Source organism: uncultured Croceicoccus sp. (genome assembly GCF_947496385.1).
In the GTDB taxonomy this organism is placed as follows: Bacteria; Pseudomonadota; Alphaproteobacteria; order Sphingomonadales; family Sphingomonadaceae; genus Croceicoccus.
Genome location: NZ_CANMCP010000001.1, coordinates 664,654 through 680,180, shown reverse-complemented (window position 1 = coordinate 680,180; position 15,527 = coordinate 664,654). Strand labels below are relative to the sequence as shown.

Annotated in this window: 10 protein-coding genes; 1 reads left to right on the top strand and 9 read right to left on the bottom strand. The window is 66.8% G+C overall.

Annotated features, from left to right (window positions below):
* Positions 1-66: 66 nt before the first annotated feature.
* From addA to ahcY, 7 genes are all read right to left on the bottom strand, one after another.
* Positions 67-3,549 (bottom strand): double-strand break repair helicase AddA, encoded by a 3,483-nt coding sequence (gene addA / locus Q0897_RS03195; RefSeq protein WP_299307466.1) that lies wholly within the window; start codon positions 3,547-3,549, stop codon positions 67-69.
* Positions 3,546-6,611 carry a double-strand break repair protein AddB gene (gene addB / locus Q0897_RS03190; protein ID WP_299307465.1) on the bottom strand — a complete coding sequence of 1,022 codons (3,066 nt, stop codon included), beginning with the start codon at positions 6,609-6,611 and terminating at the stop codon, positions 3,546-3,548. The genes addA and addB overlap by 4 nt, the downstream gene beginning before the upstream one ends.
* Entirely contained in the window at positions 6,604-7,338 is a 735-nt protein-coding gene (locus Q0897_RS03185; RefSeq protein ID WP_299307464.1) for a nucleotidyltransferase family protein, read from the bottom strand. The genes addB and Q0897_RS03185 overlap by 8 nt, the downstream gene beginning before the upstream one ends.
* Complete coding sequence (locus Q0897_RS03180) at positions 7,335-8,378, bottom strand: phosphotransferase (protein ID WP_299307463.1); 1,044 nt, start codon at positions 8,376-8,378, stop codon at positions 7,335-7,337. Before Q0897_RS03180 ends, Q0897_RS03185 begins: the two co-directional genes overlap by 4 nt.
* A complete protein-coding gene (gene tsaE, locus Q0897_RS03175) occupies positions 8,375-8,839 on the bottom strand; it encodes a tRNA (adenosine(37)-N6)-threonylcarbamoyltransferase complex ATPase subunit type 1 TsaE (RefSeq protein ID WP_299307462.1) in 465 nt (154 codons plus the stop codon). The genes Q0897_RS03180 and tsaE overlap by 4 nt, the downstream gene beginning before the upstream one ends.
* Complete coding sequence (locus tag Q0897_RS03170) at positions 8,836-11,130, bottom strand: PAS domain-containing sensor histidine kinase (protein ID WP_299307461.1); 2,295 nt, start codon at positions 11,128-11,130, stop codon at positions 8,836-8,838. Before Q0897_RS03170 ends, tsaE begins: the two co-directional genes overlap by 4 nt.
* A 130-nt stretch (positions 11,131-11,260) precedes the next feature.
* On the bottom strand, positions 11,261-12,676 hold the full coding sequence (gene ahcY / locus Q0897_RS03165) for an adenosylhomocysteinase (protein ID WP_299307460.1): 1,416 nt from the start codon (positions 12,674-12,676) through the stop codon (positions 11,261-11,263).
* A gap of 211 nt (positions 12,677-12,887) precedes the next feature.
* Between ahcY and Q0897_RS03160 the strand changes: the two genes are divergently transcribed.
* A complete protein-coding gene (locus tag Q0897_RS03160) occupies positions 12,888-13,367 on the top strand; it encodes a peroxiredoxin (RefSeq protein WP_299307459.1) in 480 nt (159 codons plus the stop codon).
* Between the two features lie 76 nt (positions 13,368-13,443).
* On the opposite strand, the gene Q0897_RS03155 is transcribed toward Q0897_RS03160, so the two are convergent.
* Both Q0897_RS03155 and Q0897_RS03150 read right to left on the bottom strand, forming a co-directional pair.
* Complete coding sequence (locus tag Q0897_RS03155) at positions 13,444-14,970, bottom strand: phospholipase D-like domain-containing protein (RefSeq protein WP_299307458.1); 1,527 nt, start codon at positions 14,968-14,970, stop codon at positions 13,444-13,446.
* Positions 14,967-15,458, bottom strand: coding sequence for a hemerythrin domain-containing protein (locus tag Q0897_RS03150; RefSeq protein WP_299307457.1), 492 nt, complete (start codon positions 15,456-15,458; stop codon positions 14,967-14,969). Before Q0897_RS03150 ends, Q0897_RS03155 begins: the two co-directional genes overlap by 4 nt.
* Positions 15,459-15,527 lie beyond the last annotated feature (69 nt).

The following is a 15,527-nucleotide window of genomic DNA, read 5'->3' as shown; positions in this document are numbered from 1 at the left end:
CTCCTGATTGCTTGAGCCCCATTTGGGGGCGCGGCGCGCAAATGCAAAGCCGGAGCGCGAAAACCATTATTCGCCCCCCGACAAGGCCGTCTTGGCCGGCGCAATATCGGCATCCGACAGCACGAACATCTGCGGCAGGTGGGTATAGAGCAGCGCCGCCTCGACCCGCCTGTCGGGGTAAATCGCCTCCAGCGCCGCGACATAGGCGGCCATTTGCCGGATATAGGCCGCGGGGATGTCCCCCTTCGTGGCGGGCGGACGGCGGGCGGTCTTGAAATCGACGATGCGGATCGTTTCGCCCAGGCACAGGCGGTCGACCGTGCCCGAAATCACGCGCCCCCCGACCGTCGCGGCAATCGGCACCTCGGCCAGCGCATCCGGCCCGAATACGTCGGAAAATCCGGGGTGAGAGAGCACGCGCATCGCCGCGGCCACCATCTCGCCGCGATCTTCCGGGGCGAGATCGCCTGCCTGCCGATCGAGCCAGCGCCGCGCGGCCCCCTCGCGCCGGTCCTCCGCCACTTCGGGAAGGCGTTCGAGCAAGCGATGGACAAGCACGCCGCGCCGCGCCGCATCCATGCCGGCACCGGGGGGAAGCGGCGGATCGGGCGCGTCTTCCTCGCCCAGCGATGACGGGGCGAGCGGGCGCGGCGGGCGCGGCTCCGGCCCGACCGGCGTGGTCAGCCACCGGGGCAGCAGGGCAAGCGCGTCCTGTGCATCGGTCGCCGCATCGTGCAGCGGTTCGCCCGGCGCCATGCCCCATTGCTTCGCCCCGGCCCAGATCGGATCGTCGCGCCACTCCTCCTCGAAAAGGGGGAGCAGCCGCGCGTACCAGCTGTCGCCCGGCGCCTCCTCCGCGCGGGCCGGCAATGCGCCGGCGATGAACAATGCCTCCTCCGCCCGCGTCATCGCGACATAGAGCAGGCGCCAGTGTTCCTGCCGCTCCGCCAGGGCGGCGGCCTCCTGCGCCGCGGCGACCCGCCCGCGGCGCTCCTCCTTGCGCAGCGCGGGCATCGGCAGGGTCCGGGGTGCGAAACCGGGCGCATCCGACCCCGGCTCGGTCAGTTGCAGCGTGGAGGGCATGGAACGGTCCGGGTCGTCCGCCGCGTCGGCGAGGATGACGATCGGCGCCTGAAGCCCCTTGGACCCATGCACCGTCATCACCCGGACGAGCCCGCCATCGCCCCCGGCCTCGCGCTTCAGCTCGCCCGAACCTGCATCGAACCAGCGGATGAAGCCGGTGAGGCTCGGCGTCTGCGTCGCGGAAAAGGACAGCGCCGCGTTCAGCAATTCGTCGATCGGATCGTTCGCTTCGGAGCCAAGCCGCGCCGTCAGCCGCGCGCGCGCCTGCCACGGCCCGACGAGCAGCCAGTGCAGCAAACCCTGCGGCGGCTGATAATCGGTGCGCGCCAGAAGGGGCCGGAGCCGTTCCACCGCGGCGCGCGGCAGGTCCGCCGTCGATGCGCGAAGATGGTCCCAAAGCGAGCGTCCCTTCTCGCGATAGCCATGTTCGAGCAATGCGTCCTGCGACCAGCCGAACATCGGCGACACGAGCAGCGCGGCCAGCGAAAGATCGTCGCCCGGCTGCACCGCAAAGCGCAAGGCCGCCATGAGGTCGCGCACCGCCAAAGGCGCGCCCAGCCGCAGCCGGTCCACCCCCGCGACCGGCACGCCCCGCGCATGCAACCGCGCCACGATCAGCCCGGCGAGCTCCTTGCGCTTGCGCACCAGCACCATGACATCGCCCGGTCCTGCCCGGCGCGCCTGCCCGCGCTTTTCCCCTTTTACGAGCGGGAAACCGGCGTCGACCCACTGCGCGATCTGTTCCGCGACATTGTCGGCCACGCGCCGGTCGGGCCGCGAAAGCCAGCTTTCCTCGCCCGCATCGCCGCTCTCGTCCTCATCCTCCGGCATGGCCCCCACCGCGCGCCAGATCACGACCTGTCCTGCGCGCATCTCGCCGACATGCTTGCCCGGATCGTCGCGCAGACCGAAATTTTCAGGCGCGATCGCGGTGATCGCCTTGTCCACAAAATCGAGCACCGGCTGCGCGGTGCGATAGCTGCGGCCGAGGCCGTATTCCTGCAATTCGCGCAAGTCGGGGCCGCCGCGCTGCGCCTCGACATTGGCGAAGGCCTCCGCCATGCGCGCCTTCACCCGCAGTTTGGCGGATTCGAAGTTTTCGGGGCTCGTGCCTTGGAAGCGGAAGATCGCCTGCTTGTAATCGCCCACCACGAAGAGCGTGCGCATCCGGCTGTCGCCTGCGCCCTGTCCGGCAAAAAATTCCTCGGTCAGCGCCTCGATCACGTTCCATTGCGCGGCATTGGTGTCCTGCGCCTCGTCGATGAGGATGTGATCGAACCGCCGGTCGAGCTTGTACCGGATCCAGTCCGCCATGTCGGAGCGTTGCAGGAGGCGGGCGGCCTGCCGGATCTGATCGTCGAAATCGATCAGCCCCTCGCGCTGTTTCGCCCGCCCCCATTCGAGCGCGAATTCACGGCCCAGCATCAGGGCCGGGGTCAGCCATTCGGCAAGCGTGGCCAGCGCGCGAAGCTCCTCAATCTCGTCCAGCTGTTCGCCGACCATGCCCGCATGGGTCGCATAGGCCGGGTCGATCTTCTCCAGATTGGTGAGCCGCCTGACGTCGCCCTTCTGCGTGAACAGTGCGGACCGCAATTCGGGCAGGTTATCGGCCCGCCCCTGCGCATCGCGCGCGAGCCACGCCGCGATGGACGCCGCCATGTCGAGCCCGCTCTTCGTCCCCCATTCCACCATCGCATCGCGGCATAGCGCAAGCGCCTGCGTATCGAAGCGATCCTCCCCGCACAGTGCGGCCACGTCGCAGCCCAAGAAATCCGCCGACAGGCCGAGTAGGCGATTGACCCGCGGGCGCAGCGGGGGTTGCCAGGCGCCCGGCCCCTCCCACGCCTCCGCCGCATCGGCGCACGCCATGAGGAAACGTTCGATCGCCGACTGATCCGCGCGAAGGGACAGTGCCGACAACGCAGCGATGAGCGCATCGTCGCCCCGCTCATCCGCCGCAACCAGCATGGCCGAGAGCACCTCGCGCAGCAGAAGCTCGCGGTCGCGATCCTCCATCGCGCGCGTGCCGGGCACCAGCCCCGCCTCCATCGGAAAGGCCGACAGCAGCCATTGCGAGAAAGCATGGATCGTCTCGATCCGCAGGCCGCCGCCCGGACAATCGAGCACCGCGGCAAAGCGCGTGCGCGCCCGTGCCCGCGTTTCGGGATCGGAGGACGCGCCGATCGCTTGTAGATCATGGGCGAGCGACGCGGCATCCGCCCGGACCCAGCTCGCCAGCACGTCATTGACCCGGTTCGCCATTTCGGCCGCGCCCGCCTTCGTAAAGGTCAGGCACAGGATCTGCGAAGGCTCCACCCCCGGTTCGAGGAGGAGGCGCAAAACGCGGGCCGACAACACCTGCGTCTTGCCCGTGCCGGCACTCGCCGAAAGCCAGACCGTGTCGGCGGGATCGACCGCCGCACGCTGATTATCCTGAAGCGGATAGACCTTGGCCGCGCCGCTCATGCGCCGTCTCCTTCGCCGGGATCGCGCCGGGCCCGCCCCTGCCATTCGTCGAGGCGCATGAGCTGGTCATACTCGTTATAACCGGGCAGATCCGGGTTCAGGCGGGCGGTGAACGGTGCATCGCCCGCAATCCATTTCGCGATCGCGTCGGACAGGAAAAACGCGCTCTGATCGAGAAATTCATCGCGCGCGAGGCCTGTGCGCTTGCGCCCCTCCTTCACCGGTTCGTCGCGAAAGCCGAAACCGTCTTTCCCGCGGGCGAGCGACCAGTATTCGAACCGGTCCGGCGTGCCGTCGATCCCTGCGTCATGGAAACCGCCGCGTGCCGCGACGAGGCCGGTCGTCCCCAGTTGCAGGGCAAACCCTTCCTCCACCATGCTGGCGCTCGGCGGGCGGCCGGTCTTGTAATCGACGATGGCGAGCGTGCCGTCGGCGAGCCTGTCGATCCGGTCGGCGCGGGCCTCCACCCGCACGCCGTCGACGGTGATGACGCCCTTGCATTCGGTGGCCGCGATCGTGCGCCCGTCGGTCGCAAGCGCCGCCGTCTCCGCCTCGATCCAGTCGAGCGCGGCGAGCAGGCGCGGCTGCCACAAGCCGCGCATGAACGGGTGCCCGGACATCGCGTGCAGCATGTCGCGCGCCAGATCGTGGAGCGTTCCCGGCGCCGCACCGTGGTCACGATGCCAGCGATGGAGGATGTCATGCACCGCAGAGCCGCGCCACGCAGGCGTCGGCTCATCATCGATCGCGTCGAGCGCATTGAGCCGCAGGATCGACCGGGCATAGAACTGATACGGATCGGAGCGCAGCCGGTCGAGCCCGGTGGCCGAAAGACCGACGCGGCGCTGCTCCGCCGAGGGCATGGGATGGGGCTGCGGATGCGGGGCAACGGGTTCCACCCTGTCGATCGCGGCGGAGAGTGCAGGCGCGCTGCTCTGCACATGCGTTTCGAGCAATTTCGGCCCCAGCATCGCCCGCACGCGCAGGACGAACCGGCTCGCGATGACAGGGCCGCTGCTGTCGCGGCGGGCGTGGCTCAATACTACCTCCGGCGCGCCGAGTGCGGCGGCGAGGTCGTGCGCCGAAAGCCCGATGCGGAAATCCCCGCCCGGCACGCCCAGCGCGCGCAGCACGGCGGGCGCGATCAACGGATCGGTCGTCGCGGGCTGCGGCCAGCTGCCTTCGTGAAGCGCGCCGCAAATGACGAGATCGGCACGGCTCATCCGCGCCTCGATCAGGCCGTAGATCGCCAGCCGTTCATGCCCGCCATACGGGGGGCGTACCGCGACCTGCTCCATCGCGTCGCGCAGCATCGCCGGCAATTCGGCGGGTTCGAGCATGGTCGGAACGCCGCGCGCCTGTTCGCGCAGATCCTCGACAAAAGCGGCGAGCGCGCGCCCGTCCGCCTCGCCCCAGATGGACAGGCCGCAAATCCCCTCCGCCGCCGCCGCAAGCGCATCGAGGCTCGCGGCAACGTCGATCCGCTCCTCCCCGCCCAGCGTGACGAGCGGGGCCAGCATCTGCTCCACCGCGTCCCACCATGCGCGCATCGCAGGCTCGCCCCGCCGCTCCGCCACCCGGTGCACCGCTTCGCGCAGCGGCGCCAGCCCGATGTCGAGCCGCGGCCCCCGCATCGCGAGATCGAGCCGCCTCGCATGGGAGAGCCACGCCGCGCGGCGCGTGCCCCTTTCGTTCCCGCCCCCGTCATCGGACCCCAGCCCGGCATAGGGATGCATCAGCACCGAGAGCAGCGGGATCGCCGCCCCCCGCTCCGCCAGCACCTCGGCCAGAAGCAGCAGCATCCGCCCGGCCACGGTCTGCGGCAGGGGGCGGCCCGCCGTATCATCGGCGGCGATGTTCCACCGTTCGAGATGCGCGATCACCCGCCCGGCGAGCCCCCGGTCCGGCGTGATGAGCGCCACCCGCCGTTCGGGGGTTTCCAGCGCCTCGCGGATGAGGATGGCAATCGCCTGCGCCTCCTCCTCCGGATGCGCGGTTTCCATGAGGCGGACGCCCGACAGGCGCCGGGCCTCGGGCGGAAGATCGATCCAGGTCGCGCTCTGTTCGGGGGGCAGGAACAGGTTCGAAATCGTCCGGCTGCGTTCGGGGGGTGCCTTGCTCATCCCCGCGCGATGCCAGGGCCGGACCTCGCCGCGCGCGACGCCCATCCGGTTGAGCAGGAGTTTGAGATGATATTGCGGATGGGTGACCGCATCGCCCGCGCCGATGGGGGGATCGTCGGGATCCTCCCCCTTGCCCGCCCGGCCAAGCCCGTCCCACACCGCATCGTCCAGCGCGAGATCGAGATCGGGCAGCACCACGCTCCCCTCCGGCATTTCGGCAACCACGCGCAGCAGGCGGGCGATCGACGGGCTTGCGCTCGTGACGCCGGCGGCCACGATGGAGCCTGCGGGCGGGGTCCGGCTCCATTTCGCGGCGGCATGGTCGAACAGCCGGGTACGGCGCGCCGGCGCATCGAGTTCGCCGCGCTCCTGCAATTCGGCGAGCCACATCGCCTGCACGCTGGCGAACAGGTGCAGGTTGCGGACCCAGTGTTCGGACAGTTCGCCGACGAGGTCGAGCACGCGTTCGCTCATCAATTCTTCGGGGCCGATTCCCTCGACGAGCAGGCGATCCATGCCGCGGGCAATCTCGCGCGCCTGCCGCAGCAGGGCGGCCTGGCCGGGGATTGTGTCCATCCCTGCGCGCTCCATCGCGAGACGCAGCATCTGCGCGAGGCTCAGCCAGCGGCGCGTCGGGTCGGCGGCGGGCGGAATCTCGTTATCCGAACCGATCGGATCGAGCAGCGCGCCCAGCGTTTCGTCGAGATCGAGATCGCCTATCACCGCCATGCGCGGCAGCAGCAATCCGCCCCCGCTCAACCGCACGAACGCCTCCGTCACCGTGCGAATGGCGCGCCTGCTCGGCAAAAGCAGGGTCAGCCGCGCGAGCCCTGCATCCTTTTCGGCGTAGCGCGGGATCAGCCCCGCGACCAGCGCATCGGCAAAACCGCGATGCGCGGCAATGGAATAGAGCGAGAGCCGCGTCGCCGTCTCAGACACGCGTGAACAGTTCTTCGGCAGGCTTGATATGATGCGGTTCGCCGATCTCGATCCATTCGCCGGCGTGAATGGCCCCGAAGAGGCGCCCCTCCTCCATCGCGCGCTGCCAGAAGACATTGGTCGAGAATTTCGCCTCCGCCGGCGGATCGCGCAGGAGGCGGCGATGCACGAGCTGTATCCCGCTGAAGACGAAAGGCGCGACGCGGCCGGGTGCGCGGCGCGACACCCGCCCCATCGGATCGAGGTGGAAATCCCCCTGCCCCCGGTAATTATGCGTGCGCATGTGCGGCACGAGCAGGAGCAGCGCGTCCATCCGCTCCGGATCCCAGGCGATGGAAAGCTGGCGAAACACGTCGCGCGGCCCGTCGAGCCACATGGCATCGGAATTGAGACAGAAGAAACAGTCGGCATCCAGCAGCGGAAGCGCCTTCACCAGCCCGCCGCCCGTTTCCAGCAATTGCTCCCGCTCGTCCGAAATGGTGACGGCGGGCGCGCGGCGCCGCTTCACATGCGCCTCGATCGCGTCGGCGAGATAATGCACGTTCACCACCGCCCGCGCGACGCCCGCATCGGCCAGCCGGTCGAGCGCATGGTCGAGCATCGGCTTGCCGCAGACCTTCACCATCGGCTTTGGCGTCGTCGCGGTGAGCGGGCGCATGCGCTTGCCCAGCCCGGCGGCCATCACCATCGCCACGTCACTGGCGAGCGGTTCGCGGCCGAGCGTCATTGTCCGTCCCCGAGCGGCGCACCGTTCGCCATCCGGATTTCGGACGGGATATTCGCATCGAACCATCGCGCGACCGGCGCCAGCGCGGGATGGGCAAGGTCCCGCTCCATCGCGGCCCACACCCGCGGGATCAGCGTCATGTAGCGATGCTTTCCATCCCGGTGGGAAAGCCGCATGAATATCCCGACGATCTTGGCGTTGCGCTGTGCGCCGAGCCGTGCGTAATCGGCGCGAAACGCATCGCCCACGCCGGTCCGGCTCGCATAATGGTCGAGCATTTCGGACTCCAGCGCCTCGCTGACCTCGCGGCGTGCATCCTGAAGCAGCGAGACGAGATCGTAGGCGGGATGACCGATCAGCGCGTCCTGAAAATCGAGGAGGCCCTGTCCATAAGGAGCAGCGCCGCCGGCGCCGCCCTCCGCGTCGAGCAGCATGATATTCTCGGCGTGATAGTCGCGCAGCACGGTCACGCCCGCGCCATCGTCGAGCGGTGCGAGCACCTCGCGCCAGGCCTGCTCATACCCGTCATCATCGACGCGCAGCCCGCGCGGAATGCAGAACCATTCGGTGAACAGCTTCGCCTCGCGCAGATATTCGGACATGTCATAGGGGCGGAACGGACCGGCGGGCGCATCGCGCAACCGGGCCAGCACATCGACCGCATCCCGGTAGACCGCCGTTTCGTCCCCCGCGTGAAGGTCGAGATGGTCGCGCATGCGCCGGTCGCCGAAATCCTCGAGCAGGACGAGCCCACGCTCCGCATCCTGCGCCAGCACGCCGGGCGCGCGAAACCCGTGCCGCGTCAGATAGTCCGCCGCATCGAGGAACGGGCGCGGATCCTCGTTCGGGGGCGGTGCGTCCATCAACATCGCGCTCTCGCCCTCGCCCCGCCGCACCCTGTAATAGCGGCGAAAGGACGCATCGCCGGGCAAAGGCTCGACATGCGCGCCTCCCCATCCGGCATGGTCGAGGAAGGCGAGGATGTGCGGCGCCACGGGCGATCCGGACTGCCCCTCGGTCGTGTTCGTCTTTGCGGTCATGGCATTCGCCCTTGCCAATCCTTTGCGCCTTTCACAATGGCGATCCGCCCTTCGTCCGCCGGTTCGAGCCGGATCGAGAGACAGGCCCGGTCGAATTCGAAACCGCCGGCATGCTCCGGCCATTCCGCGATCAGCGCCGCATCGCGTCGATAATCGTCGAGGCCGAGTTCCTCCACCTCCGCCGGATCGTCGAGCCGGTAGAAATCGGCATGGCATATCGGGAGCGAAACCGACGGCGGATCATAGGTCTGGATAATGGCGAAGCTCGGGCTCGGCACCTCGCCTTCGTGGCCCAGCGCGGCGATGATCGCGCGGGCGATGGTCGTCTTTCCCATGCCCAGCCCGCCCGAAAGCGCGACAACATCGCCGCCGCGCAGGCGTGCCGCGATGCGCCGGCCCAGCGCGTGGGTCGCCGCCTCGTCGCGGAGCGGCAGGCGAAGCACGGGCGCACCATCCGTCATGGCAGGAAGATCGCGGCCTGCACGGTCTGTCCGTCGCCGTGCGTGAAATCGAGCCGCCCGCCATGCGCCTCTATTAATTCGCGTGCGAGCGGCAGGCCGAGCCCCGCGGTCTGTCGCGCCGCCTCGCCGCCGGATGTCTTGCCGGTGGACACATGCATGACCTTGATCACCGCACCACTCGGCCTGCGCCTGAGTTCGACATTGATCTGGCCGCCCCGCGCGCTCGCCGAAATGGCATTGTCGAGCACATTGCCGATCGCGCGGCGAAGGCGGCGGCGGTCGCCCTGCACGCTGCCCGAAGACCGGTCCCCGCGCACGTTCAGCGTCAGCGCCTCTGTATCGATGCGCTCGGCCCGTTCATGCGCAAGTTCGGTGACCAGCGCCATCAGCTCGACCGTTTCATGGACCAGCGGCAACATGCCCGCCTCGCTCTGCGTGAGGTCGAGAACCGCCTCGATCTGATCCGAAAGCCGCTGTGTCGAGGACAGGATCGCATCGACGTAATCCAGCTCCTTTTCATTGAGCGTGCCGGCCACCCCGCTGTGCAGCATTTCGGCAAACCCCATGATGGAGGTGAGCGGCGTGCGGAATTCATAGCTCATGTTCGCAAGAAAGCGCGTCTTGACCGCATCCGCCTCGACCAGCGCCTTGTTCCGCTCGATCAGCGCGGCCTCCGCTTTTTGCGAATCGGTAATGTCGAGCGCGGACAGCATGCCGTTCCCATCGGGCAGCGGCACCCCCATCAGCGCGAGCGTGCGCCCATCCTTCATGGCAACGCGCCGGCTCGCCCGCTTGCGCCGCAGGGTCGCGGATTCGATGATATGCGCGATGTGCTCCGCATCGTTTTCGTTATCGAGCTGCGATTGCAATGCGGGCAGAAGGGCGTCGACATGGGGATGCGTCGCCAGGAATTTCTCCGCCAGCGACCACTCCGTGCCGAAACGGCGGTTCCACATCTGCACCTTGCCGTCGGGCGCGAACACGGCGAGCGCCTCGAACAGGCTGTCGAGGGTCGCCGACCGCACGCGCAGCAAGGTGTCGCGCGAACTCGCGAGCTTGAGCTGCTCGGTCCTGTCCTCCACGATCATCATCAAGCCGCCATCGGGCATCGGCTGCGCCACCACGCGCAGATGCGTTCCGTCGGCGAGCACCCATTCCTCGTCCTGTGCGCCGCTCGCGGTGAACCATGCCTCGTGCTCCCGCCGCCACTGGGGGAAGTCGCGCACCTGCGGAAGCCGGTTGGAATCGCGCATCATGTCCAGCACGCGGCCCACCGGCACCGATTCGCGCCGGACATCGGAGGGAAGGTCGAACATGCGCCGCATCGGCAGATTGATGAAAATGAGATTCCGGTTGCGGTCGAACTGCGCGACGCCGGACGAAAGCTGATCGAGAAGGGCGCGCTGTGCCGCGCGGAACATGCGGAATTCGCGGGACAGCTGCTCGACATCCTCGACATCGATGGCATAGCCGGCGACGCCTTCCTGTCCCACCGGCACGTCGCTCACGCGCAGGGCGCGGCGCTCGCCGCCGATCGTGGCCATGACCGTGCGCTCGACCGGGCGGCGCGCGGCGAAGGCCTGGCTCGCCACGTCGGCGGCATCGACCCCGGCGATGGACTCGACCAGTTCGATATTGGCCGCGGTGGTGCGCCCGGCATCCGGCGCGCCGACGCTGCGGACATAGGCTTCGTTCACCAGCTTCATCCTGCCGTCGGGGCCGCGGAACCACATCGGTATCGGCGCCGCCTCGATAAGGCCGGAAAGCGCCGCATATTCGCCCTGCACCCTGTCACGCTCCGCCGTGAGCCGTTCGATATCGTCGGCCATGTTCGTGACGTCGATCGCCCAGACCAGCACGGAACCGGCGGGTGCATTGCGCGAATCGGCGCCCTTGCCCTCCAGCATGATCGTGCGCGGACCGCCGCCGGGCCGCACCGTCATGCGAAAGGGCGTGGCCGATGCCTTCGTATCGCGAACCGCCTGGCCGAGCGCATCGACATCGGCCGCCGACAGCCCGCCTTCGTCCTGCACCAGTTCGGCCATGGTCGCGGGCATCCGGTCGAACCCGAACCACCGGGCGAGCCGTGCCGGCCCCTCGATCCGCATCGATGCATCGATCAGCAATGGCTGTGCCGGGGCGGCGTCGATCATGGATTGCAGGTGATCGGGCGGCGCCTTGGCGTGATGCGCCGCGAGGGCGCGCGCCTTCATCACCGCAAAGACCGCGGCCATGGTCCACCCGGCGAGAATCAGCCCGATGGCAGCAAGAGCGATCCCGTTCAATTCCATCGCCGCGCCTGTGCGTCGCGCGATCGCGCCAGAAAGGAAAAAGCCCGCATACCCATGGCCATAGGGCTAGGGAATGCGGGCTTCCATTACAATCTGTCCGATGCCGTCCGGCCCCGGAAAACTGATCCGCTTAGTAGCGGTAATGGTCCGGCTTGAACGGGCCTTCGACGGGGACGCCGATATAATCGGCCTGCCGCTTCGACAGCTTCGTCAGCTTCACGCCCAGCTGTTCGAGGTGCAGCGAGGCGACCTTCTCGTCCAGATGCTTGGGCAGGACGTAGACGTCGTTCTTGTATTCGTCGCCCTTGGTGAAAAGCTCGATCTGCGCCAGCACCTGATTGGTGAAGCTGTTGCTCATGACGAAGCTGGGGTGCCCGGTCGCACAACCGAGATTCACGAGCCGGCCCTTCGCCAGAATCAGCAATTGCTTGCCATCGGGGAAGGTGACGAGATCGGTGCCGGGCTTGATCTGCTTCCACTCGTAATTGTCGAGGGCGGAAATCTGGATCTCGGAATCGAAATGGCCGATGTTGCACACGATGGCCATGTTCTTCATCGCCTTCATGTGTTCGCCGGTGATGACGCCTTCATTGCCGGTCGCCGTCACGAAGATGTCGCAGCGTTTCACCGCGTCTTCCATGGTGACGACCTCGTACCCTTCCATCGCGGCCTGAAGCGCGCAGATCGGATCGACCTCGGTCACCATGACGCGGGCGCCGCCATTGCGCAGCGAATCGGCGCTGCCCTTGCCGACATCGCCGAACCCTGCGACGCAGGCGACCTTGCCGGCCAGCATCACGTCGGTCGCGCGGCGGATCGCGTCGACCAGCGATTCCTTGCACCCGTACAGATTGTCGAACTTCGACTTGGTGACCGAATCGTTCACGTTGATCGCGGGGAACGGCAGCTTGCCCGCCTTCGCGATGTGGTAAAGGCGGTGCACGCCGGTCGTCGTTTCCTCCGACACGCCGCGAATGGCCTCGACGCTGCGGGTCAGATAGCCGGGCTTGCGCTTGATGAAGGCCTTCAACGCGCGCTGCATCTCGATCTCTTCGGCGTTTTCGGGGTCGGGCATTTCCTCGCCCGCCTCAAGCCGTGCACCCCACAGCGCGAACATCGTCGCATCGCCGCCGTCGTCGAGGATGAGGTTCGCGGTATTGTCCGAACCGTCGTTGTCCCATTCGAAGATGCGGCCGACGTAATCCCAGTAATCGGCGAGGCTCTCACCCTTGATCGCGAAGACCGGCACGCCGCTTTCCGCGATGGCGGCCGCGGCGTGATCCTGCGTGGAGAAGATGTTGCACGTCGCCCAGCGCACGTCGGCGCCCAGCGCGGTGAGCGTCTGAATGAGCACGGCGGTCTGGATCGTCATGTGGAGCGAGCCGGTGATGCGCGCACCGGTGAGCGGCTTGCTCGCGCCGAATTCCTCGCGCAGCGCCATCAGCCCCGGCATTTCGGTTTCGGCAATCGCGATTTCATCGCGGCCATATTCGGCAAGGCCGATGTCGGCGATGACGTAATCTTCTTTTTTTGCAGCAGTGGCCAAGGCGCTGTGCTCCTGTGAAAATGATGAAAGACAATGGTTCGGCGCGTGCAAAGGGCGCCTGTATCGCTTCGCGCTTTAACGCCTCGACGCGTAGAGGGCAAATATAAAGGAAACTTTATATGCGCGCCCCGCACCCGCCCCTCCCTTGTCGCCCGCGCGATGCCGCCTATCTGGCACGGTGACGATCACAGTCAGACAGAAGGACCCGTTCATGACGATCAAGCAAGGCGATACGCTCCCCGATGCAAAGCTGGTGAAAGCCACCCCCGACGGCCCGGCTCCTGTGCAGGCGAAGGATTATTTCGCCGGTCGCAAGGTCGCGCTGTTCTCGGTTCCGGGTGCCTTCACCCCGACCTGCTCCGCCCGCCACCTGCCCGGTTTCGCGGACAAGGCCGAGGAACTCAAAGCCAAGGGCATCGACGAAATCGCCTGCACCGCGGTGAACGATGCGTTTGTCATGGGCGCCTGGAACGAGCGTGACGGTTCGCAGGACATCACCATGCTTGCCGACGGCAATGGCGAATTTGCAGAGGCGCTCGGCCTCACCATGGACGGCAGCGGTTTCGGCATGGGCAAGCGCGGACAGCGTTGGGCCATGATCGTCGACGATGGCAAGGTCACCTCGCTCAACGTCGAAGAAGGCGGCGATTTCAAGGTCAGCAGCGCGGAGCACATGCTCGATCAGCTCTGATCGAAGCTTTCGCAATGACCATGAAGGGGGCGCTTCCACGACGGAGCGCCCCCTTTTTCATGCGCCGGTCACGCCCTTATTTCGGGCGACGCAGGCAGCGGAACAGCCCCTTGCGCCTGCTCATCGGCTCGAACATGTCCGCCGGGCTCTCGGGGTCCAGCCATTCCTCGTCGGCGAGCGTCTTTTCGACGTCGGTCAGTTCCTTGAGCTCGAACAGGCGGAGGCTGCGCCCCGGCTGCGGATGTTCGCGGATCAGCGCGCGCATGGATCCGTATTTCTCCAGCAATCCGCCGATTTCGCCCTCCGGAATGCCGAGATGTTCGGCCAGAAGCGAATAGCGCAGCTTGCGAATATTATCCCCTTGCGTGCGATTGGGTGCGCGCGCCGTGTCGAGCAGCAGGTCGCATTCGCTGTCGAGCCCGAGCGAACGATTGTTCATGTTCGCCGACCCGATTTTCAGCACCTCGTCATCCACGATCATCAGCTTGGCATGCACATAGATGGGCGTGCCCTTGTCCGTGTGCGGGACATAAAGCTGGAAGCGGTTGCCCGGATCGTTCCGGCCGATCGTCTCGATCAGGCGCGCGCGGGCGGTATCCATCGCCTGTTGTTCGAGCCATCCCTCGGCGGTCACCGGGTTCACGATGACGATCTCCGGCGGGTCATCCTCCTGCATGCGCCGGCAGATCGCTTCGGCAATCTTGCGCGACGCGAAATACTGGCTCTCGGCATAGATGAAATTCTTGGCCCGGTCGATCAGCTCGACGAAAAGCGCCTCGATCTCGCGGATTTCCTCAATGTCGCCGTATTGCGCGCGGGTGCGCGACACGCCGAGTTCGACATCCTCGAAATCGGGTTCCAGACCCTCCGGCCACGCGGTCTGCGACTGCGCCTCGACGGGGCGAAGCTCGTGCCCGCCCGCCAGCCTCCACCGGGTCAGCGCGAGATCCTCCAGCGCCCGCACGATGTCGCCTTCGACCATCATCGTCATGTCGTGCCATGGGGGATATCGGCGCCCGCCGGGTTGGCGGCGGCGCGGGTCGCGGTCGATGTGATCGCGCGTGTCCCACCGGTCCGCCGTCATGTCGATGCCGCCGCACACGGCAACGGTATCGTCGATCACGACGATCTTCTGATGATGGGAGCAGCCGAACGGATGCATCGAATCGAACTTGAACTCGATCCGGTCGTGCCGATACCAGCGCCATATATCGGCCAGCATCGAACCGCGGAAAAACATCTTGATCGCGCCGAAATCCCATTTCAGCACACGAATCTCGAGATCGGGATTGCGATTGGCGAGCCACACGACAAACCGCCCCAACCGGCGCGGCGGCCGGTCGCGCCCGAAAATCTGATACCACCGGCGCCCGCGGCCAAGCGCGATGCGCGTGTCGAAATCCCATCCGATCAGCAGGATGCGCTTCTTCGCGTTCATCATCGCCTGCTGCATGCACTGAAAATAATCGGCCGCGTCGACGATCACGGTCGCGCGCGTCGCCCGGTCATAACGCCAGACGGCGGGAGAGGCTCTTTCCTCCCCCGTCGCCTGCAGATCCTCCTCACGGGTGATGTCCCCCGGCGAGTCCAGCGGTGTGCTCACTCCTTGGCGTCTTCCATCTTTTCGGGCGTGACCTCGGCGTGGCCCTTTTCCGCTTCCTTCCGGCGGTCGAACACGGACCGCATGTGCGCGATGTCGTCCTCGGTCAGATATTTCGCGAAATCGGGGAAGTGATCGTCCTCTTCCTCATCGATGTGGTGTTCGTAATCGTGACGCAGATCCTTGAACTTGGCCAACCACGCGCTCGACGACATGTCCGTCGCGGCCAAGTCGTTGAGCATTTCCTCGATCTCGTGATGCTCCGCGACCGAATGGCGGGTTTCGCCCGTCGTTTCGGGCTTGCGCAACATGGTGGAGTACAGCGCCTGCTCCTCGGCGGCGGCGTGGCTTTTCACCTCGCGCGTGAACTGCGCCAGGAGATCGGCGCGCTCTTCGCTTTCCCCCGACGTGCCGGCCATTTTTTCGAGCAGCTTGCGATGATCGTCGTGGTCCTTCTTCAGACGATCGAAAATGTCGGTCTTGTCGGCCATGCGCATTTCTCCTTGCATCTTTCGCTATGGGAACAGGCGAAGCGAGATGCGGTTCCACGCAGCGCGGCC